The sequence below is a fragment of the Actinoplanes sp. ATCC 53533 genome (assembly GCF_003947245.1).
Genome location: NZ_QHHV01000127.1, coordinates 19,908 through 41,098, shown reverse-complemented (window position 1 = coordinate 41,098; position 21,191 = coordinate 19,908). Strand labels below are relative to the sequence as shown.

Annotated in this window: 18 protein-coding genes; 14 read left to right on the top strand and 4 right to left on the bottom strand. The window is 72.1% G+C overall.

Annotated elements, in window-relative coordinates:
• Positions 1-236 precede the first annotated feature (236 nt).
• Positions 237-1,373, bottom strand: a complete 1,137-nt coding sequence (locus DMB66_RS36215; RefSeq protein ID WP_125808640.1) for an 8-amino-7-oxononanoate synthase — start codon at positions 1,371-1,373, stop codon at positions 237-239.
• Between the two features lie 97 nt (positions 1,374-1,470).
• Here DMB66_RS36215 and bioB point away from each other — a divergent pair, with 97 nt between their 5' ends.
• Both bioB and DMB66_RS36205 read left to right on the top strand, forming a co-directional pair.
• Positions 1,471-2,466 (top strand): biotin synthase BioB, encoded by a 996-nt coding sequence (gene bioB / locus DMB66_RS36210; protein ID WP_125808635.1) that lies wholly within the window; start codon positions 1,471-1,473, stop codon positions 2,464-2,466.
• The gene (locus DMB66_RS36205) at positions 2,463-2,651 is read left to right on the top strand and encodes a hypothetical protein (protein WP_125808634.1); all 189 of its coding nucleotides are present in this window, start codon (positions 2,463-2,465) and stop codon (positions 2,649-2,651) included. The genes bioB and DMB66_RS36205 overlap by 4 nt, the downstream gene beginning before the upstream one ends.
• A gap of 65 nt (positions 2,652-2,716) precedes the next feature.
• Here the strand turns inward: DMB66_RS36205 and DMB66_RS36200 are convergent, their stop codons facing one another.
• The 3 genes from DMB66_RS36200 to DMB66_RS36190 all read right to left on the bottom strand — a co-directional run bounded on the left by DMB66_RS36200 (position 2,717) and on the right by DMB66_RS36190 (position 5,805).
• Entirely contained in the window at positions 2,717-3,790 is a 1,074-nt protein-coding gene (locus DMB66_RS36200; RefSeq protein ID WP_125808633.1) for a GNAT family N-acetyltransferase, read from the bottom strand.
• A gap of 91 nt (positions 3,791-3,881) precedes the next feature.
• Entirely contained in the window at positions 3,882-4,643 is a 762-nt protein-coding gene (locus DMB66_RS36195) for an amino acid-binding protein (protein WP_125808632.1), read from the bottom strand.
• Between the two features lie 145 nt (positions 4,644-4,788).
• The gene (locus tag DMB66_RS36190) at positions 4,789-5,805 is read right to left on the bottom strand and encodes a LacI family DNA-binding transcriptional regulator (RefSeq protein WP_125808631.1); all 1,017 of its coding nucleotides are present in this window, start codon (positions 5,803-5,805) and stop codon (positions 4,789-4,791) included.
• A gap of 168 nt (positions 5,806-5,973) precedes the next feature.
• Between DMB66_RS36190 and DMB66_RS36185 the strand changes: the two genes are divergently transcribed.
• From DMB66_RS36185 to DMB66_RS36130, 12 genes are all read left to right on the top strand, one after another.
• Positions 5,974-6,735 (top strand): pyrimidine reductase family protein, encoded by a 762-nt coding sequence (locus DMB66_RS36185; protein WP_370319870.1) that lies wholly within the window; start codon positions 5,974-5,976, stop codon positions 6,733-6,735.
• A gap of 107 nt (positions 6,736-6,842) precedes the next feature.
• The gene (locus DMB66_RS36180) at positions 6,843-8,603 is read left to right on the top strand and encodes an ATP-binding protein (RefSeq protein WP_370319865.1); all 1,761 of its coding nucleotides are present in this window, start codon (positions 6,843-6,845) and stop codon (positions 8,601-8,603) included.
• Positions 8,604-8,656: 53 nt separating this feature from the next.
• On the top strand, positions 8,657-9,808 hold the full coding sequence (locus DMB66_RS36175; RefSeq protein WP_125808628.1) for an exonuclease SbcCD subunit D: 1,152 nt from the start codon (positions 8,657-8,659) through the stop codon (positions 9,806-9,808).
• Complete coding sequence (locus DMB66_RS36170) at positions 9,805-12,294, top strand: AAA family ATPase (protein WP_125808627.1); 2,490 nt, start codon at positions 9,805-9,807, stop codon at positions 12,292-12,294. Before DMB66_RS36175 ends, DMB66_RS36170 begins: the two co-directional genes overlap by 4 nt.
• Positions 12,291-13,259: a hypothetical protein gene (locus DMB66_RS36165; RefSeq protein WP_199752826.1), complete on the top strand. Its 969-nt coding sequence runs from the start codon at positions 12,291-12,293 to the stop codon at positions 13,257-13,259. Before DMB66_RS36170 ends, DMB66_RS36165 begins: the two co-directional genes overlap by 4 nt.
• A gap of 843 nt (positions 13,260-14,102) precedes the next feature.
• Entirely contained in the window at positions 14,103-14,780 is a 678-nt protein-coding gene (locus DMB66_RS36160; RefSeq protein WP_125808626.1) for a sigma-70 family RNA polymerase sigma factor, read from the top strand.
• Positions 14,777-15,556, top strand: coding sequence for a zf-HC2 domain-containing protein (locus tag DMB66_RS36155; RefSeq protein WP_125808625.1), 780 nt, complete (start codon positions 14,777-14,779; stop codon positions 15,554-15,556). Before DMB66_RS36160 ends, DMB66_RS36155 begins: the two co-directional genes overlap by 4 nt.
• A gap of 526 nt (positions 15,557-16,082) precedes the next feature.
• Entirely contained in the window at positions 16,083-16,772 is a 690-nt protein-coding gene (locus DMB66_RS36150) for a hypothetical protein (protein WP_233625087.1), read from the top strand.
• 206 nt (positions 16,773-16,978) lie between these two features.
• Positions 16,979-17,767 carry a DUF4142 domain-containing protein gene (locus DMB66_RS36145; protein ID WP_125808623.1) on the top strand — a complete coding sequence of 263 codons (789 nt, stop codon included), beginning with the start codon at positions 16,979-16,981 and terminating at the stop codon, positions 17,765-17,767.
• Positions 17,768-17,868: 101 nt separating this feature from the next.
• Positions 17,869-19,110, top strand: coding sequence for a Pecanex-like protein 1 (locus DMB66_RS36140; protein ID WP_233625086.1), 1,242 nt, complete (start codon positions 17,869-17,871; stop codon positions 19,108-19,110).
• 377 nt (positions 19,111-19,487) lie between these two features.
• Entirely contained in the window at positions 19,488-20,387 is a 900-nt protein-coding gene (locus DMB66_RS36135) for a DNA-3-methyladenine glycosylase (RefSeq protein WP_125808638.1), read from the top strand.
• 35 nt (positions 20,388-20,422) lie between these two features.
• Positions 20,423-21,184, top strand: a complete 762-nt coding sequence (locus DMB66_RS36130) for an ROK family protein (protein WP_125808622.1) — start codon at positions 20,423-20,425, stop codon at positions 21,182-21,184.
• The last annotated feature ends 7 nt before the right edge of the window (positions 21,185-21,191 follow it).

Here is a 21,191-nt window from a genome sequence, read left to right as displayed (position 1 = left end):
CGGTGGCGTGGGCCGTCTCTGGGGAGTTGCCGGCTTCGGTGGCGTGGGCCCGTCTCTGGGGAGTTGCCGGCTTCGGTGGCGTGGGCCGTCGTCTGGGGAGTTGCCGGCTTCGGTGGCGTGGGCCGTCTCTGGGGAGTTGCCGGCTTCGGTGGCGTGGGCCGTCTCTGGGGAGTTGCCGGCTTCGGTGGCGTGGGCCGTCTCCGGGGAGCTGCCGGCCTCGGCGGTCTGGTGCGGGGTCATGGTGCGCACTCCACGATCACGTCCAGGGCTCGCTCGAACTCCGCCGCCGGGATGCCCGCGTTGAGGGTCAACCGCAGCCGGGACGAGCCGTCCGGCGTGGACGGCGGCCGGAAGCAGCCCACCGCGATGCCCCGGTCGCGGCAGTCCGCCGCCCAGGTCACCGCCGCCTCTGGGCCCGGGGCCAGCACCGACAGCACGCCGGCCGCCGGCCGGGACACCCGGAAGCCGGCCGCGCCGAGCCGGCGGGCGGTCAGCTCGCCCCGGGCGGCCAGCACGGCCCGGCGGTCGTCGGCCGCGCGGGTGACCCGCAGCGCCGCGTGCACGCCGGCCACCACCGCCGGCGGGGGCGCGGTGTCGTAGATGAACGTGCGTCCCGTGTCGACCAGGTGCCGGATCAGCGCGGCCGGGCCGGCGACCACCCCGCCCGCGCCGCCGAGAGATTTCGACAGGGTCGCGGTCACGATCACGTCCGGCTCGCCCGCCAGCCCCGCCGCCGCGACGCCGCCCGCGCCCTCGGCGCCGAGGATGCCCACCGCGTGGGCGTCGTCGACCAGCAGCAGCGTGTCGTGGGCCGCGGTCACCGCGTGCAGCTCGGCCAGCGGCGCGAGGTCGCCGTCCACCGAGAAGACCGACTCGGTGACATAGACGCATGCCTGGCCGGGGTGGGCGCCGAGGATGGCCGCCAGCGCGGCCGGGTCGGCGTGCGGGGCGACCACGACCTGCGCGCCAGAGCTCTTGCAGCCGTCGATCAGGGACGCGTGGTTGTAGCTGTCCGAGACGATGACGGCATCGGGCCCGGCCAGGGCCCGGACCGCGCCGAGATTGGCCAGGTAACCCGAGGAGTAGACCAGCGCCTGCTCCGCGCCGAGCCAGTCGGCCAGCTCCGTCTCCAGGGCCGAATGCGCCTCCGTCGAGCCGCGGACCAGCCGCGAACCGGTGGCGCCCAGCCCGTACGCCCGCAGGGCCCGGACCGACGCCGCGATCACCTCGGGATGCACGGCCAGGCCGAGATAGTCGTTGCCGGCCAGATCGATCACCGGGTCGCCGGCGGACCGCGGCCGCAAGGTCCTGGTCAGCCCGGCCTTGGCCCGCGTGCGGGCCTGGCGCTCCAGCGCCTCCTGCCAGCCCGCCAAAGCACCCTCGCCCTCATCGCCGGAACCCCGTCCGCCGGGCAAACTATCACCCGGCTCCGACATCCCGGCCGCGCGGAACGCCTTGTAGGGTACGGGCATGCCAGAGATCCTCGACCGGGCCCGGGCCCGGGTTCTTGCCGACGGTGCCGGGCTCGACGAGGCGGGCATTCTCGAGGTGTTGCGGCTGCCCGACGAGGATCTGCCGGAGCTGCTCCAGCTCGCGCACGACGTCCGGATGAAGTGGTGCGGGCCCGAGGTCGAGGTCGAGGGCATCGTGTCGCTCAAGACCGGCGGCTGCCCCGAGGACTGCCACTTCTGCTCGCAGTCCGGCCTGTTCACCTCGCCGGTGCGGGCCGTCTGGCTCGACGTTCCCTCGCTGGTCGAGGCGGCGAAGCAGACCGCGGCGACCGGTGCGACGGAGTTCTGCATCGTGGCCGCCGTGCGCGGTCCCGACGAGCGGCTCATGGCCCAGATGCGCGAGGGCGTCAAGGCGATCAAGGAAGCGGTCGACATCCAGGTCGCGGCCAGCCTCGGCATGCTCACCCAGGAGCAGGTCGACGAGCTCGTCGCGATGGGCGTCCACCGCTACAACCACAACCTCGAGACCTGCGAGTCCTACTTCCCCAACGTGGTGACCACCCACTCGTGGGAAGAGCGCTGGGGCACGCTGAAGATGGTGCGCGACTCCGGCATGGAGGTCTGCTGCGGCGGCATCCTCGGGCTGGGCGAGTCGATCGAGCAGCGCGCCGAGTTCGCCGCGCAGCTGGCCGAGCTCGACCCGCACGAGGTCCCGCTCAACTTCCTCAACCCGCGCCCGGGCACCCCGCTGGGCGACCGCCCGGTGGTGGAGGGCAAGGACGCGCTGCGCGCGATCGCCGCCTTCCGGCTGGCGATGCCCCGGACCATCCTGCGATACGCGGGCGGCCGCGAGATCACCCTGGGCGACCTGGGCACCCGCGACGGCCTGCTCGGCGGCATCAACGCGGTCATCGTCGGCAACTACCTGACGACGCTGGGCCGCCCGGCCACCGCCGACCTGGAGCTGCTGCGGGAGCTGAAGATGCCGGTCAAGGCGCTCTCGGCGACGCTGTGACGCTGCTGGTGTATTGCGACCGGTGCGGGCAGGCGGCCGCGGTGGGCGACCACGCGGCGTGCGCGGCGGCCCGCGAGCTGGAGCCACCACGCTTCTGCCCCGACTGCCGGCGCCGGATGAAGGTGCAGGTCGTGCCGGCCGGCTGGACGGCGACCTGCGTCGAGCACGGCATCCGCCGCTCCTGAGCGCACCCCTTACCCATCGGCGACGGCGGGCCTCGCGAAAGGCCCGCCGTCGCCGCTCTCACCCGTCACCCGGAGGTGGCAGGAGTCTCATCACTCGCCGACCGGCGGCGGCCGGCCACCGGCAGGGTCAGGGTCAGCAGCGTCCCGTCGCGGTCGCCGCGATCCGCCACGCCGAACCGGCGCAGCGTGCGCAGCATCGCCACGTTGTCGGCGCCGGTGTGCGCCACCAGGGCCGAGACGTCCATCCGGGCCGCCCGGGCGGTCAGCCGGCGCAGCAGCGCCGTGCCGATGCCGCGGCGCTGCCAGGCGTCCTGCACCAGCAGCGCCACCTCGCCCAGATCGCCCTCGGTGAGCAGGTTGGCCATCGCGACGACGCTTTCCTCGCCGCTGGCCGGGTCGGTGTGCAGGGCCAGCAGCGTCAGGCCGCCGGCCGGCTCGAGCAGCCGGCGCAGGCGCGCCTCCGACGGCATCCGCACCCCGCCGAGGTAGCGGCGCTGGCGGGACAGCAGGGAACTGCGCGAGTGCAGTCGCCGCACGCCCTCGGCGTCGTCGCCGGTCGCGGCGCGGATCAGCAGCTCGGCGCCGTCGGGCAACAGCAGGGTGGTCTGCTCGCCGGCGCGGCGCACCAGGGCGCCGCTGACCTCGACCAGGGCCTGCGCCCGGGCATATTCGGCCGGGGTGAAGGCCGGCGCCGGCCGCAGCACCTCGTAGGTGCCGCCGGTCGGGTCGATCAGGGTCATCCGCTCCTCGTCGAAGCCGTGCAGGACCACCGTGCCCTCGGGGCGCCAGCGCACCTCGGCCGCGTCGAGCAAAGCGACCAGGGCCTCGCCGAGGGTGTCGGGATCGTGCACCAGCCGGCCGGCCAGGGCCAGCGCCCGGGTCGGCTGGTCGGCCAGGCCCTGGGCCTCGGCGCGGGTGACGAAGGCCTCGCGGCCCCGGCCCCGGGCGATCGCGGCCTGCAGCTCCTGCTCCGACATGGTGTCCGGCGCGTCGACCAGGAAGTCGTCGACCGCGCCGCCCTCGGTGGTGTGCACCTGGACGGCGAGGATGTTGACGGACCGCAGCGCGAGGCTCGCGGTGAGCACCGAGAGATAGCCCGGACGGTCGTCGACCGTTGCCCTGATGCGCCACAGCGCCATGCTCGGCACTTCCTCTCCGGATCGACTCGCCCTGCCTCGAACTTAAGCGTGCCTCGCCGGTGTTACCTGCGCATTGCCTGAGCTGGGACGACTATGAGGGGTCGATCACAGCCGTGGCGACCGACGGCACATCGGCCCGGTCGAGGCGGTCGCCGAGGATCACGGCGGCGGCGCGGACCAGCTGGGCGATCCGGTCGACCTCGGTGATGTGGAAGGCGGCGGCGGGCAGCTCGGCGTCGTCGGACCGGGCGATCACCAGGACCAGACCCGCGCGGCCGAACGGGGCCACCGCGTAGCGGGTGTTGTCGGCGCCGATCATCGGCCGGGCCCGCAGCGGGGTCACCTCGGGCAGGTGCAGCGGGGACGGGGCGCGCCAGCTCGCGTACGTCACCGTGGGCTCGCTGCCGGTCGGCAGGCGCAGGTCCGGCTCGTCGGCCGGCACCGGCCGGGGCGCGGCGGTGCGCGCGGCCCAGTCGGCCGGCACGACCGCGGCCGCGGCCCAGTCGGCGGCCAGCAGGGCGGGCACGGCGTCGACCAGGGTGGCCAGGCCGTCCGCCGGGTTCGCCGCGACCTGGGCCAGCAGTTCGGCGTCGTGACCGCCGGAGACCGGCGCGCCGATCGCCCGCCAGACGCCGTCGACCTGCACGCCGGGGATGGTGGAGAGGCCGGCGAGGAGCCGCTCGACGCGGGAGGCGCCCGGCCAGACGACGGTGAAGTCGTCCACCGCCCGCCCGCCGAGTCGCTCCAGCACCACGACCTGGACGATGTCGGCCCCGGCGACGCCGAGCGTGCGCGCGACCTGACCGAGGGCACCAGGGCGGTCCGGCAGAGTGACCCGTACCCGCAGCAACATGCGACTCCTTCCAGCTGGAAGACGGCACGGCGGTGCCGTCCCACGCGCCAAGACTGCCGAAGCGGCGTTTCGCACCCGTTGCGAGGCCGTGTCCCGATCGTCAAGACGCAGAGGTATGCCCTGAATCACGCCAGCCTAGGGCGGGTCAGGCCGAGGCGCGACGGACCAGATGGGTGTCGAGCAGAACGTGGGAATTCGCGACCGGTTCGCGCCGGATCCGGCAGACCAGCAGCTCGGCCATCCGCCGGCCCATCTCCTCGACCGGCTGGTGGACCGTGGTCAGCGGGGGCTCGCACTGGCGGGCCACGGGCGCGTCCTCGAAACCGATGACCGCCACGTCCTGCGGCACGCGCAGACCGGCGTCGCGCAGGGCCCGCAGCGCCCCGCTGGCCATCAGGTCGGAGGCGACGAAGACGGCGTCCAGGTCGGGCTCGCGATCCAGCAGCTCCCGCATCGCCTTGACGCCGCCGGCCTCGCTGAAGTCGCCGTACGCGACCAGCTCCGGCCCGCTCATCGCGGTGCGGTAGCCGGCCAGCCGGGCCCGGCCGACCTCCATGTCCTGCGGGCCGGCGATCGTGGCGACCCGGCGGGCGCCGTTGCCGAGGAGATATTCGACCGCCTTGCGGGCGCCTGCGGAGTTGTCCACGTCGACCGAGAAGTCGCTGTCGGCGGCCCGGGCGGACCGGCCGCCGAAGACGAACGGCATGCCGCGCTCGCGCAGCACGGCGGGCAGCGGGTCGTCGTCGTGCAGGGAGAGCAGCAGGACGCCGTCGACGTGCTGGCCGGTCAGGTGGTGCTCGACCCGCTCGCGCTGCCCGGGCGAGGCGGCCATCGCCAGCCAGAGCTGCAGGGGCGTCTCCAGCAGGGCCGCGTTGATGCCGCGCAGCACTCCGGCGAAGAACGGCTCGCCGAAAACGCGCTCCTGCGACTCCGAGACGACCAGCGCGACCGAGTCCGTACGCTGGGTAACCAGGGAGCGCGCCGCCCTGTTGGGGACATAGCCGAGCTCCTGGATGGCGGCCTCGACGGCGGCCTTGGCCTGCGCGCTAACCTGTGTGGACCCGTTCAGGACGCGCGATGCGGTGCCGCGGCCGACGCCCGCGCGCGCCGCCACGGCGTCGAGCGTCGGTCGGCCCGGTGCACGGACGGGTTGCCTGGTCATCCGGGCATTATCGCGCTCAGGCCCGCCGATGTCTCGCCCGTACGCTGTCAGTTTTGACCTTGGCCTGTCCGCAGCCGTCCCCGGAGCGTCGGCCTAGGCTCTAGGAATGATCTGTCATGCCTGCCGGGAGCGGCGCCACGAGGATTGCCGGGGCGGGTCGTGGTGCGACTGCCAGCATCGCCCCGTCGAGCCCACGCCGCCCGTGACCGGGCCGCCCGGGCCATGATCGATGTCCACGACGCCGACCTGGTCGCTTGTTACCCGCGTCACTCCGCGCCGACCCTGCGGGTCAACTTCGTGGCCAGCGTCGACGGTGCCGTCACGGTGAACGGCAAGTCCGGCGGGCTGGGCGGCCCCGGCGACAAGCTGATCTTCGATTCGCTGCGGATGGTCTGCGACGCGCTGGTGGTGGCGGCCGGCACGGTCCGGGCGGAAAACTACGATGCGTTGCGGCTCACCGCGCCCGCCCGGGACTGGCGCCGGGCGCACGGGCTGCCCGAGTTCCCGCTGATGGTGGTCGTCTCGGGCAGCCTCGATCTCGACCCTGAGCAGCTCGTCTTCTCGGACGCGCCGGTTCGGCCGCTGGTCGTCACCCACGCCGGTGCGCCGGCCGGCCGGCGGGCGGCGCTGGCCGAGGTCGCCGAGATCATCACCGTCGGTGAGGAAGCGGTCGACCTGCCCGCGGCGATCCGCGAGCTGCACGCGCGGGGCGCGACCCAGCTGCTCTGCGAGGGCGGCCCGCACCTGTTCGGCGCGATGATCGCCGCCGATCTGGTCGACGAGGTGTGCCTGACCGTCTCGCCCCGGCTGGTCGGCGGTGCCGCCGGCCGCATCGCGGCCGGCCCGGACGGCCCGCCGCGGGAGATGGCACTGGCCGGGATCCTGGCCGACGGACCCATGCTTTTTCTCCGGTACGCCCGCAGCCGCTAGGACTTGTGGACAAACCTGTGGATGACCCCTAGAAGTTGTGGATAACCCGTGCCAACCCCTCGTCCGACCGACGTGCCGTGCGTCGGTTGTCATACGTCTGGTGCAACATGATCGGCGTGTCTGACGAAGTGGTCGAAGTGAACGAACCGGTCGGGCGTGTCCTCGGCACGGCCGACGCCACCCCGTTGCAGTTCTGGACGGCGGTCACCCCGGGCAGCTATCTGCAGCTCGACGACGTCGTGGTGACCGAGCGCGAGCTGCCCGGGCGCGAGCCGGTGACCATCGCCGGCGTGGTGACCCAGGTCCGCGCGCGGCACGAGGGCGCCCAGTTCGACTCCGACGTCTTCGCCATCGCCGAGGGCACGCTGCCGGCCCTGGTGCAGGAGGCGGCCGAGATCACCACGACCCGGGTCGACCCGGAGCTCTACGTGCCGCCCTCACCCGGCGCCGTCGTGCACCGTGCCTCCGGCGCCGCCCGCGACGCGGCCCTGCACTTCGACCGGATGGAGCGCCGGATCCCGATGGGCACCGGCCGGGACGGCGTGCCGGTCTTCCTCAACGCCGACTTTCTCGACGGCACCCGGGGCGCGCATGTGTCCATCTCCGGCATCTCGGGCGTCGCCACCAAGACCAGCTTCGCGACCTTCCTGCTCTATTCCGTGTTCCGCTCCGGCCAACTCGGCGGCGACGCGGTCAACGCCCGGGCCCTGATCTTCAACGTCAAGGGCGAGGACCTGCTCTTCCTCGACCACCCCAACACCAAGCTCGACGAGGCGACCGAGGCGGCGTATGCCCGGCTCGGCCTGCCCGCGACCCCATTCCCCGACGTGCGGGTCTACGCCCCGCCCCGGGCCGGCGACTCCTCCGGCGCGCCCGACGTGCAGAGCCGGCTCACCGGGGTGGACAGCTTCTACTGGACGCTGGAGGAGTTCTGCTCCACGCGGCTGCTGCCGTATGTCTTCGCCGACGCCGACGACGAGCGCCAGCAATACACGATGGTGGTCCACTCGGTCACCGCACACCTGGCCCGGTATGCGGTGCCCGCCGAGGGCGGCGTCAGCATCGACGGCCGGCGCCTGTCGTCGTACGGCGACCTGGTCGACCACGTCGTCGAGCAGCTCACCGACGACGAGACCCGCTCCACCTGGGCCGGCAGCGCGGTCAACATGGGCACGGTCAACGCGTTCGCCCGCCGGCTGATCGGCAGCAAGCGCGACCTGGCCCGGCTCATCCGCGGCGACCTGGCCGCCCGCCGCCCGCACCAGATCAAGACCGCGGAGAGCGCCCAGGTCACCGTGGTCGACCTGCACAATCTCCCGGACCGGGCGCAGCGCTTCGTGGTCGGCGTGACCCTCAAGACGGAGTTCGACGACAAGGAGAAGTCGGGCACCGGCCGCCCGCTGCTGTTCGTCGTGCTCGACGAGCTGAACAAATACGCACCCCGCGAGGGCTCGTCCCCGATCAAGGAGGTGCTGCTCGACATCGCCGAGCGCGGCCGCTCGCTGGGCGTGATCCTGATCGGCGCCCAGCAGACCGCCAGCGAGGTCGAGCGCCGCATCGTCACGAATTCCGCGATCCGCGTGGTGGGCCGCCTCGACCCGGCCGAGGCCTCCCGCCCGGAGTACGGTTTCCTGCCCCCGGCGATGCGCCAGCGGGCCCTGCTGGCCCGGCCCGGCACGATGTTCGTCAACCAGCCGGACATCCCCGTCCCACTCTGTGTCGAGTTTCCCTTCCCGGCCTGGGCCACCCGCAAATCCGAGTCGGGACCGCCCCCGGCAGCCACGATGCGCTCGATCGTGCAGGGCGTCGATCCGTTCGCGGTGGTCGGCGGCCGCGGCGGTTCGTCCGACGACGACATTCCGTTCTAGCCTTCCTCAGGCGCCTACGGCGCGGATCAAGACCAAACGGCGGAAGATGAGCGATGCGCATCCTGCACACGTCCGACTGGCACGTCGGGAAGGTCCTGAAGGGCCGGACCCGGCACGAGGAACACATCCGGGTGCTCGGCCAGGTGGTGGAGATAGCCCGCGCCGAGCGGCCCGACCTCGTGATCATCGCCGGTGACCTCTATGACACAGCCGCGCCGTCGCCGGACGCGGTGCGCGTGGTGACCCGGGCGCTGTCGGCGCTGCGGCAGACCGGTGCCGAGGTGATCGCGATCGGCGGCAACCACGACAACGGCCAGGCCCTGGACGCGCTGCGGCCCTGGGCCGACGCGGCGGGCATCATGCTGCGCGGCTCCGTGCGCGACAAGCCCGACGACCTGATCCTGACCGGGACGACCGCCGGCGGCGAGCGGTGGCGGCTGGCCGCCCTGCCGTTCCTCTCCCAGCGCTACGCCATCCGCGCGGTGGAGATGTATGAATTGACCGCCGCCGAGGCGAGCCAGACCTACGCCGACCACATCGCCCGGCTGATCGGGCGGCTCGCGGAGGGGTTCGACGAGCCCGGCGTGGTCAACCTGGTGACCGCCCACCTCACCGTCATCGGTGCCAGCACCGGCGGCGGCGAGCGCGAGGCGCACACCGTGATGGGATACGCGGTCCCGGCCACCGTCTTCCCGCCCGGCACGCACTACGTCGCGCTCGGCCACCTGCACCGCTCGCAGTCGGTCATCGGCCCGTGCCCGGTGCGCTACAGCGGCAGCCCGCTGGCCGTCGACTTCGGCGAGGAGGAAAACGTCAGCTCCGTCGCGATCGTGGAGGTGTCGGCCGAGAAGGCGGCCCAGGTCCGCGACGTGCCGGTGACCTCGGCGAAGACGCTGCGCACCGTGCGCGGATCCCTCGACCAGCTCGCCACGGTGCAGCTTCCGGACGCCTGGTTGCGGGTCTTCGTGCGCGAGACGCCCCGGGTGGGGCTGCGCGAGGATGTCCAGGAGCTGCTGCCCAACGCCCTGGAGGTGCGCATCGATCCCGACATGGTGCCCGACCGGGCCGGCGAGCGGATGGCGCAGCGCGCCGGCCGGTCCCCACGCCAGCTCTTCGGCGACTATCTGGACAGCCGGGGCACCGCCGAGGACGGCGTCCGGGAACTCTTCGACGAGCTCTACGACGAGGTGAGCACCAACTCATGAGGCCGCTGCGGCTCGACATGGCCGGATTCACGGTCTTCCGCGAGGAGACCACTGTCGACTTCACCGACGCGGACTATTTCGCGCTGGTGGGTCCGACCGGCTCCGGAAAATCCACGGTGCTCGACGCCATCTGCTTCGCCCTCTACGGCACGGTGCCCCGCTGGGGTGGCAGCCGCGGCATCGTCAACGCGCTCGCCCCCTCGGCCACCGAGGCCCGGGTCCGGCTCGTCTTCGAGTCCGCCGGCTCGCGGTATGTGGCCACCCGGGTGGTGCGCCGCGACGGCCGGGGCAACGTCAAGACGGCCGGCGCCGGCTTGCAGCTCATGCCGCCGGGCTTCGACGTCACCCGGCTCGACACCGGGATGAGCCTGGAAGACCTGGGCGACGTGCTCGCCGGGACCCCGGCCGAGATGGACAGCGCGATCGTCGAGGCGGTCGGGCTGCCGTACGAGCAGTTCACCAGCTGCGTGGTGCTGCCGCAGGGGCAGTTCGCCGACTTCCTGCACGCCAAGCCGGCCACCCGCCAGCAGATCCTGGTCAACCTGCTCGGCCTGCACGTCTACGAGGAGGTGCAGGCGAAGGCCTCCACCCGCGCGACGAAGGCCGAGGCCCAGCTCGCCACCGTCGACCAGGTGCTCGCCGGGCTGGCCGACGCCGACGACGACGCGGTCGAGGCCGCCGAGACCCGGCTGACCGCGATGCGCGAGCTGACCCAGGCGGTCGAGCAGGCGGTGCCGCAGCTCAGCACGGTCCGCGGCCGCGAGGCCGAGCTCGCCGCGGCCCGCGACGCGATCGCGGGGGAGCTGGCCGCGCTCGCCCGGGTCAAGATGCCGGCGGGCAGCGCCAAGGTCGCCGAGGCAACGGCCACCGCCCGCGCCGGCGCCACCGAGGCGGCGGCGGGTGTGCGCACGGCCGAGGAGCGCGAGGAGAAGGTCCGCGGGGAGCTGGCCGCGGCCGGCGACGCGGGCTCGCTCGGGCTGCTGCTCGACCGCCACATCGAGCTGGAGAGGCTGACCGGGCAGGCCGAGTGGTTCGCGGGCGAGGTCTCGGTCGTCGAGGTGGAGCACAAGGACGCCGTCGCGGCCGCCGACCTCGCGCGGGCCGCGCACAACGGCGCCGAGCAGCTCCTGGAGCAGGCCCGGCTGGAATACGCCGAGGCGCAGACCCTGGACCGCGCCGCCGCCCTGCGGGCGCACCTGACCGCCGGCCACGACTGCCCGGTCTGCGCCCAGCCGGTCGCCGAGGTGCCGCCGGTGCCGGAGGGCTCGGCCGTGCAGGCGGCCGAGCGCACCGGCAAGGCCGCCCGGGCGGCGGCGGACGTCGCGTCGACGGCGTTCAAGCAGCGCGACGCGGTGGCCCGCGAGCTGGAGCGCGGGCTCGACCGCAAGCGCGCCCAGCTCGAACAGCACCGGACCCGGCTCGCCGAGGTGCGCGCCGCGCTGACCGACTCACCCGGCGTCGAGGCCCTGCGCCGGCGCCTGGCCGAGCTCACCACGCTGCAGAAGAAGCTGGACCGCGCGGGTGCGGCGGTCCGCGAGGCCCGCGAGGCCCAGCGGAACGCCCAGGCGGCGGTCGCGGCGGCCGACGAGCAGCAGCGGACGGCCTGGCGTTCCTTCGACGCGATCCGGGACGCGGTGGCCCGCTTCGCCCCGCCGCCCGCCGAGCGCGACGACCTCGCCGCGGCCTGGTCCACCCTGGTCGACTGGGCCCGCACGTCGGCCCGGCAGCGCGAGCAGGCCCGGGTCGAGGCGGCAGCGGCGGTCGAGGCCGCGCACGCGGAGACCCAGCAGGCCCGCGCGGCCGTGCTGGCGCTGTTCACCGGCGCCGGGGTCAGCGCGCCGTCCGGGGGCGCCGACGCCGACCTGATCCGTTCGGCGGCGGTGGCCGCGGAGCGGGCGGGTGCGGCCTGGCAGCGGCTGGTCGACCGCCGCGAGCATGCCCGGGAGCTCAACGAGCAGCGGGCCGGGCTGCTGCGCGACGGCCGGGTCGCCAAGGCCCTGGCCGGGCACCTGCGGGCCAACAACTTCGAGCGCTGGCTGCTCGAGGAGGCGCTGGATCTGCTGGTCGGCGGCGCGTCGCGGATCCTGCGCGAGCTGACCGGCGGCCAATATGACCTGATGCACGACAAGGGCGAGTTCTTCGTCGTCGACCACCACGACGCGGGGCTGCGGCGCGGGGTGCGCACGCTCTCCGGCGGGGAGACGTTCCAGGCGTCCCTGGCGCTGGCGCTCGCTCTCTCGGAGCAGCTGGCCGGCATGTCGACGACGGCGGCGAGCCTGGAGTCGATCGTGCTCGACGAGGGCTTCGGCACCCTCGACGCGGCGACGCTGGACGTGGTCGCGGCGACCCTGGAAAACCTCGCCGCGCGCGGCGACCGGATGGTCGGGGTGGTCACGCACGTCAACGCCCTGGCGGAACGGGTGCCGGTCCGCTTCGAGGTGCACAAGGACGCCCGAACGGCTCATGTAGAGAGGGTTGGTCTGTGACGCGGATGTTCGTCGACGCCTGGGATCCGTCGTACGGTGCGTCGTTCGAGGGCGACTCGTCGGACGGGCCGGCGTCGCCCAGCAGCGCCCAGGTCGACACGGATGTCGAGGTGCCCGCCGGCCAGTGGGCGCCGATCGACGTCTCGTCCCGGGTCCGCTGCCCCGACGTGGTCTTCCTAGTCGACGGCGTCCGCCGCAACGACGCGGGCCTCTGGACGGCCGAGGAGGACGGCTTGTCCTACGCCGGGCTCGCCGCCTCCTACGCCGCCGGCGTGGTGCGGTGCGACCTGCGTAACGGCGTGGCGGAGCTGGCCGGAGCGCGCGTCGCCCGCGGCCTGTTCACCGCCTCGCCGAGCGCGGAGGACCTGCAGGCGGGATCGGTGCGATACGAGGTGCACCGGGTCAGCGGCACGGGCGAGGCGAGCAAACTGCCGGCGGCGGTCCAGGCGCCGCTGACGGCGCTGGAGATCGACATCTCCGGCGCGGCCCGCGACGGCGGCTCGGACGGCGCAGACCTGCTGGTGGTGGACGGGCCGCTGCGCAACAGGCGGCAATTGCCCCGCACGATCGGCTATGTGAAGACCCAGCAGAAGCAATATCTGCCCGCGGCGCTGACGGCCGTGGTCACGTCCCTGCGGCCCACTCAGCGGACCCCGGTGTTTCAGCTGGGCACGGTCTGGGGCGGCTGGTCGTGGTATCTCCGGCTGCCGGGCGCCTCGGGAGCGCCGTGGTCCGGCATCGTGCGGATCGAGTGCTCGCCGGATCTGACCCCGGCCGAGGCGGTGGAGCTGGCCGACCTGTCGTCCGCGACCCTGCCGCGGTTCGCCTCGTCGTCGTACAAGGACCCCCGGGCGCCGCAGAATCTGGTGCCGATCGCCGGGCTGGAACGGCGCCTGCGCGGGATGCTGGGCGACGCCCGGGTGCTGCACCGCGCCCTGGCGATCGCCACCGCCAGGACCCGCTGACCGCCCCTGCCGCCCGCTGACCCGGTCGTTGGTGCGCTCCTGGCCGGGGCTGTCGATCCTGTTCGGGGCCTGCTGGCCCGGTCGTTGGTGCGCTTCTGCCCGGGGCTGCCGGTCTTGCTCGGGGCCCGCTGGCCCGGTCGTGGATGCGGTCCTCGCTGGGGCTGCCCGGTCCCGGTCGCTGTCCTCGCGGGGGCTGCCGGTCCCGGTCGCTGTCCTGTCGGTTCCGGTTGGGGGTCCGGCGATTTCGGGTCTGGTCGGTGCCGGCCGGTTCTGGTCGCGTTTCTGCCGGTGCGTGCGGGGTCGGGGGGCTGGCCGGTTTCGGGCCGCGGCCGTATCCGATGCCCGGTTTTCGCTGCCCGGTGTCCGGGCTTGGGCATGGTGGTGGGCGATTAGGTTTTTTTGCGAGTTTTCCAGGATGACCGTGCGGTCGGCCGTTCGCTTCCCTACCGTTGGCGGGTTGGATCGTTTCCGCTGGCCAGGTGTCCCCGCCGGGGTCGCGGCCGGCTCAGGCGGCGGTCGCCTTCTTGGCCAATCGCCAACAGTGGGTGAGGGTAACCGCACCTGCTGCGACGAATGCCTCCTTCTTCCGGGTGGGTGGCGCACTCCGCGTCTGTCGTACGGGCAGGCTTGCTGAGTATTATTCGCGTGCCCCCGAGTACATATCGGTGTCTATGCATGAAAGTCGCGCGCTCTCGCGGCTTGAGCCCGGAGGAATCTCTTGCAACTGCTCGTCCATGCCGGCCGGCCCCAGGGGCTTCCGGAAATTTTCCCGTTCGCTTTGATCCCGGCCGGTGCCCCCAGCCGTATGACAGGCGACGGGGAAAGCACCGGCTGGAGGAATCGATGCATGCGTTGGTCATGGAGCGGCTCACGCCGGACAGGGTGTGCGCGATGACGCAGCAGCGGTCCGGTGGCAGGTGGCAGGCTCTCGACGGAGGCCGTGGTGCGGACAATGATGATGCCGTGATCCCACGACAGGCCCGGCACGGGGCTGCGTCGGAAGCGGCGAGCCACGAGGACACGCTCGTCCGCATGCTGTACGAGGAGCATGCGGGTCCGTTGCTGATGTTCGTCCTGCGGCTCACCGGCGGCGACCGGCAGCGGGCCGAGGACATCGTGCAGGAGACGCTCCTGCGGGCCTGGCGCAACGCGCACCGGCTCGGTGCCCAGGGTCAGCAGTCGCTCCGGCCCTGGCTGGTGACCGTCGCCCGGCGCATCGCCATCGACGACCACCGCAGCGTCAGCGCCCGACCGCCGGAAACGTACGACCGTGAACTGGAGAGCTTCCCCAGCACGGCCGACGACACCGACCGCGTGTTGCAGCTCATGACCGTGACCGACGCGCTGCGTACGCTCAGCCAGTCGCACCGTGAGATCCTGGTCGAGACGTATTTTCGCGGCAAGACTGTCCCGGAGGCGGCCGAGGTGCTCGGCCTGCCGCTGGGCACTGCCAAGTCTCGTGTGTACTACGCCCTGCGGGCCCTGCGTACGGCTCTGCAGCAGCGGGGGGTGACGGAATGACACAGGAACAGCACTTCGACGTCGCGTCGTATGCGTTGGGTGTGCTCGACGAACGAGACGCCTCCCGCTTCGAGGACCATCTGATCGACTGCCCGAGCTGCGCCATCGAGCTCGAGTCGCTGCTGCCGGTGGTGGACATCCTCTCGGATGTCGACGCCGACGCACTGGTCGCGACCGAGCAGTCCCGTCGTGACGGGCTCATGCTCAAGACGATGATCGGCGAGGTGAAGCGCGAGCGCCGGCGGGCCAACAGCCGGCGGCTCTACTCGCTGGCCGCGGCGGTCGTGGTCTTCGCGATGCTCTCGATCGGCGCGCTCTTCGCCGGCGGTCAGTGGCTCGGGAGCTCCGACGACCAGGCCCCGTCCCAGCAGGCGGCGCGGTCCAGCAAGCAGCTCGACCCGTTGCCGATCGCCGAGGGCGGCACCGGCCTCGGTGGCACGAAGCTGCCGGGCGAGCACCTCACCGGCACCGACCCGCGCAGCGGGGTCACCGCCGACGTGGGCCTGGAGCGCAAGGACTGGGGCACCCAGGTCTCGTTCGCGGTCGCGAACATCAAGGGCCCGCTGCTCTGCCGGCTCGTGGTGGTCCGCACCGACGGCGCGTCCGAGGTCCTGTCGACCTGGAAGGTCGGCGAGAAGGGCTGGGGCACGGCGGCTCAGCCGGACCCGCTGCTGCTGCAGGCCGTCACGGCACTGCCGCGGGAGGACATCGCCCACCTGCAGATCCAGGCCGTCGACAGCAAGGGCGCCAGCGAAAACCTGGTCCGCGTCCCCTGATCCGAGGCGACACCAGCACTACCAAGGACACCAGCACCACGAAGCCCGGCCGCGGGAACGCGGCCGGGCTTCGCCGTTTCCCACAGACGGACTGCCGGGTCGGACTGCCGGGTGCGCGGGGACGGCCGCCCGCGGCGGTGGGCCCCGGGAGCTCGCCTGGACGACGCAAGATCGTGCAGTCGACCGGAGACGCGGGACGGTGCGGCCGGCCCGGCAGGGTGGGAATGCGGGGGCCGGGACGTCGACCGAGGTGATTGCGTGAGTGCGTAAGGCGAATGTCCTCCGCGTATGAAGTAGCGGAGCCGCTACGCAATTACTCGTTGCTAATCAGCTCGGTACGCTGTGCGACAAAGCCGCAGGTGGGCCAGTCAATTACGTACCGCGCGGCCGTTCGGTTCAATCTAAATTCCAGGAAATTGATTGGCCCGATTCTTCAACCGCTGGCAGCGCGGTTGCGTACTACAGCCCGGACACAGAGATCGACGATCCAGTTGGAGGGCACCCAGTGGTACCGGAGAAGCGAAAGTTGAAGGTCGTCGGCGCCTCTATCGCGGCGGCGTTTGCGCTGACCGGTTGCGCCCCGGCGGGACTGGACAACGCGAGTGACTATGGCGCGGAGCCGGCCGCCAACGCCGTCGACGCGGCCGCTACCCCGAGCCCCGGTGCGGAGCCGGAGGACGCCGCGGAGGGCGACGACGACGCCGCCGAGGGTCCCGAGCTCAGTGACGACGAGGTCACCACCGAGCTCAACGCCGCGAAGGTGAAGCGGATGGGCGAGACCGTCCAGAACGAGGACGGCTTCGTGCTCTACCGCTTCGACGACGACAAGGTCAAGCCTGAGGTCGTCTCCAACTGCAACGACGACTGCGCCAAGGTGTGGCCGCCCGCTGTGATCAACAAGGGCGAGAAGCCGAAGCTCGACGGTGTCGAGGCCAGCGCTGTGGGCACAGTGACCCGCAAGGACGGCACGTTGCAGCTGACGATCGACAAGTGGCCGGTGTACACCTACATCGGTGACACCGAGGCCGGGCAGTGGAAGGGCCAGAACGTCGGGAAGAAGTGGTTCGTCATCACCCCCGACGGCAAGAAGAACCTCACCTGCCTCCCGGCACCGTCCAAGGCTGTAGCGCCGCCCGCGGACGACGAGGAAGAGGGCGCCGCGAACGAGTCCGGCGGCGACGCGGCCGCTGACGAGGGTTCCGACTACAGCTACTGATCGACTGCATGGGTGCGGCCGGTCGATGCCCCAACCGGCGTCGGCCGGCCACCGCCGCTCATGATCAGAGTCCATAAGTCTTCGTTAAATCGGGCCTAAGTATTCCGTACAAACGGCCTGGCGGGAAATGTTTCTTATAGCATTTCGCTAGACCGCCCGGCCGCCACCGGAATTGTTTATCCGAACCGACGTCGGAGGTGTGAGAGATGATTGCCGCCCGCTCCAAGCGCCGGCTGCACCGCTGGTCGGTGGGGGTCTTGGCAATGACCTTGACGGTCCTGCTGGCTCCCGCCGGAATGGCCCGTGCCGCGGACGCCACCCCCGTACCCGTACCGCCGAACACCGGTCTCACCGACAAGGGCGCCGGCGCGGTCAGCGCCGCGGATCGCGACTTCATCATCAAGGTCCGGCTCGCCGGGCTCTGGGAGATCCCGGCCGGCAACATGGCCATCGAGAAGTCGGAAGACCCGCGCGTGGTGAGCATCGGCCGGACGATCGCGCAGCAGCACGTGGTGCTCGACAAGCTCGACATCGCGGTCGCCAAGAAGCTGGGCGTCGCGCTGCCGAACCAGCCGAACAGCAACCAGCAGGGCTGGCTGAACGAGATGAAGAACGCCACGTCCAGCGAGACGTTCAACCAGATCTACATCGACCGGCTGCGGGCGGCGCACGGCAACATCTTCCCGGCCATCGCGACGATCCGGGCCAGCACCCGCAACGACTCGGTCCGCAAGCTGGCGCAGCAGACGAACCAGTTCGTGATGACCCACATGACCCTGCTGGAGAGCAGCGGCATCGTCGACTTCGGCTCGCTGCCGACCGCTCCGGCTCCGGCCGCGGCCGCCGGTGGTCCGGTGCCGGTCGACAACCAGATGCTCGCGGCAGCCGGCGCCGGTGGCGTCCCCGGCGTCAACACCTCGGTCATCCTCCTTGTTCTCGCCGGCGCCCTGGTCGCCGGTGTGATTACCACAATGCGCATCTTCCGGACGCGATAGCCCGCGAACGGTCCGACCTGGCCAGCCGACCAGGCCGTACGGCATCACCCCAGGCGGCTGCTCCACCGCCCGCCACGTGTGCGACAGAGAAAGGTGTCACCATGCGAAGGTCCCAGTACCGGCGCGAATCCTCGAAGTCAAAGTGGTTCACCGGTCGGCGCCGGATCATCGCCGCGGTAGCCACTCTGGTTGCTTTCGGCGGCATCGTCACCGTCACGCAGGTTTCGGACGCGAGCACCAAGAAGTCCACCCAGCGCGCGCTGGCCGCCTGTAACAACCTCCAGGCTCCGAAGTCGACCAAGCTGTCGAGCAAGACCCGCAAGGGCACCTACACCACCAACGGTGGCAAGGTGACCCAGCACGCGGACGACGGCGCGGGAAGCGTGCCGACCGCTGCGGAGATGCGCAACCGCTGCCGCCAGTGGGTCATGCAGAACGCCGGCAACAACACCGGTGGCAACAACAACGGTGGCGCGGCCAGCCCGGCGCCGGCTGTCAGTGGGAACACCAATGCCGGTGAGGCCAACGGTGGCAACAACAACGGCGGCAACAACAACGCCGGTAACAACAACGGTGGCAACAACGCTGGTAACAACGGTGGCAACAACGCCGGCGGTGGAAACGCGGGGGGCAACGCCGGCAACAACGGTGGCAACAACGGCGGCGCCGTGACTCCGCCTCCGGGCGCCGGTCTGGGCGTTCTGGCCAACAGCTGCGAGGGCAGCCAGCTGGAGCCGCACGACGGCTTCCAGAAGGGCAACCGCTGCGTCTCCACCGAGTTCGGTGAGGTCGGTGCCGCGGCGAACAACGCGTCGCTGCTGATCACCGAGGCTCCGGAGCAGGTCGGCGTGAACCAGGCGTTCACCCTGAAGGTCAGCACCCGCAACCTGATCCGGGACCGCTTCCTCGCGGCCGGCCAGGGTGGTTACTACGTGGAGAGCTCGATCCTGCAGGGCGGCATCGTCCGCGGTCACTTCCACACCGCCTGCCGCATGCTGGCGAACACCGACGAGGCTCCCGACCCCGCCCCGGCCCCCGCGTTCTTCGTGGCGACCGAGGACCAGAGGGGCGGCGCTGCGCCGGACGTGGTGACCATCCAGGTCGCCGGGCTCCCGCAGAACGGCACCGCGCAGTGTGCTTCCTGGGCCGGTGACGGTTCGCACCGCATCCCGATGATGGAGCGCGCCAACCAGACCCCCGCCTTCGACGCGGTTCGCATCGAGGTCGGCGGCGGCGGTGGCAACCAGGGCAACCAGGGCAACCAGCAGCAGAACCAGAACCAGCAGAACCAGAACCAGCAGCAGAACCAGGGCGGCAACAACAACGGCCAGAACAACAACTAGTACGACCAGAACCTGAACAACTGAGTACGGAGCCCTGCCGCATCCGGTACCGAACCCCCGCGGGGGAGCGTCGCCCAGGTGACGCCCCCGTGTGGGACCCCCCGTCGGGACCGGCCGCCGTCCACCCCCCTGAGGACGGCAAGACCTGCGGCAGGCGGCACGAGTAAGGAAACGGCTGACGAAAGGAGGCGCGGGACCGCTCGAGCCGAGCTACGCAGCTCCGCTACGGGTGACGCGGACCGACTCGGGTGTCCGCCAACCCGCACGATGGCCCTGACCGGGAGCGCGGTCAGGGCCATCGGCACGTCTATGCCCCGAATGGTTGGCGGGGCGAATGGTTGGCGGGGCGATGGGAAGGTGGCACAGTGGCCCGGGTGATGACGACGCGCCGGCTGCAGCTGCCGGACGGCTACCAATTCACCCGTACGCTGCGTTCCCTGCTCGTCGTCGGCCACGACCCCTGCGGCACGCTCGACGACCGCGATTTCCGGCTCTCCGCCCGTACCCCTGAAGGTCCTGGAGCCCTGCACCTCGCCCGCGTGGGCGCGGAGCTCACCGCGACCGGGCACGGACCCGGCGCGGCCTGGCTGGTCGATCGCGCGGACGCGATCGCCGGCCTGCGCGACGACCTCGGCGACTTCCCGGCCCTCGCGGCCGCGCATCCGCTGGTCGCGCGGCTGGCCAAGACCTTCTCGGGGGTACGCTTCCCCGCCAGCGGGCAGATCTTCCACCGGCTGATCCGGGCGATCCTGGAACAGAAGGTGACCGGCGTCGAGGCGCACCGGGCGTACCGGAAGGTCGTCCGGCATTTCGGTGAGCCGGCGCCCGGACCGGCCGGCCTGGTGCTGCCGCCCGACCCGCGGGCCGTGGCCGCGACGCCGTACTGGGCCTTCCACCCGTTCGGCGTGGAGCAGCGCCGCACCCAGGCCCTGCAGCGGGCCGCGCTGGTCGCCGACCGGCTGGAGAGATGCGCCGACGGCGCCGAGGCCACCCGCCGGCTCACCGCGATCCCGGGCATCGGCCCGTGGACCGCGGCCGAGGTGATCCGCACCACATACGGCGACCCGGACGCGGTGAGCGTCGGTGACTACCACATCCCGAACACGGTGGCGTGGGCGCTGGCCGGCGAGCCACGCGGCACCGATGCCCGGATGCTTGAGCTGCTGAAACCGTTCACCGGCCAGCGGGGGCGGGTGTGCGAGCTGCTGGCGGCCGGTGGGATCAGCGCGCCCCGCTTCGGCCCCCGGATGCCGGTCAGATCCTTCGCACGGTTCTAGGTGTCGCCTCCGGGACGCGCGTTGCACACTTGGGCGTGGCTTTCACGTTAACGATTGACTGCGGTGGCGGCGGGATCAAGGGATCCGTCCTCGACGAGGCCGGCACGATGCGCGCGCATCCGCTGCGGGTGCCGACGCCGTATCCGCTGCCCCCCGACCTGTTCGTCAAGACGCTCGTGGAGCTGGGCGCCCGGCTGCCGACCGCGGACCGGGTCACCGTCGGCATGCCGGGGATGCTCCGCCACGGCGTAGTGGTGGCGACGCCCCACTACGTGACCCGCAGCGGCCCCCGGACGAAGGTCGACCCGGAGCTGGTCGACGCCTGGCACGGCTTCGACGCGCGGACCGCGCTGGCCGAGGCGTTCGGACTGCCCACGCTGGTGCTCAACGACGCCGAGGTGCACGGCGCCGGGGTGGTCGCGGGCACCGGCTGTGAGCTCATCCTGACCCTGGGCACCGGCCTGGGCTGCGCGCTGTTCGACGGCGGCCAGCTCGCCCCGCACCTGGAGATGTCGCAGGCGCCGGTGCGATGGGGGATGAGCTACGACACCTACATCGGCGAGCACGAGCGGCGCCGGCTGGGCGACGCGCTCTGGTCGCGGCGGGTCCGCAACGTGGTGGAGGGGCTGCGCCCGGTCTTCCTCTGGGACCGCATCTACCTGGGCGGCGGAAACTCGCGGTTGATCACGCCCACCCAGCTGGCCCGGATGGGCGACGACGTCGTGGTGGTGCCCAACACGGCCGGCATCGTCGGCGGGGTCCGCGCCTGGACCCTGCGGGCCGACGACAGCCGGTAGGTTCGGC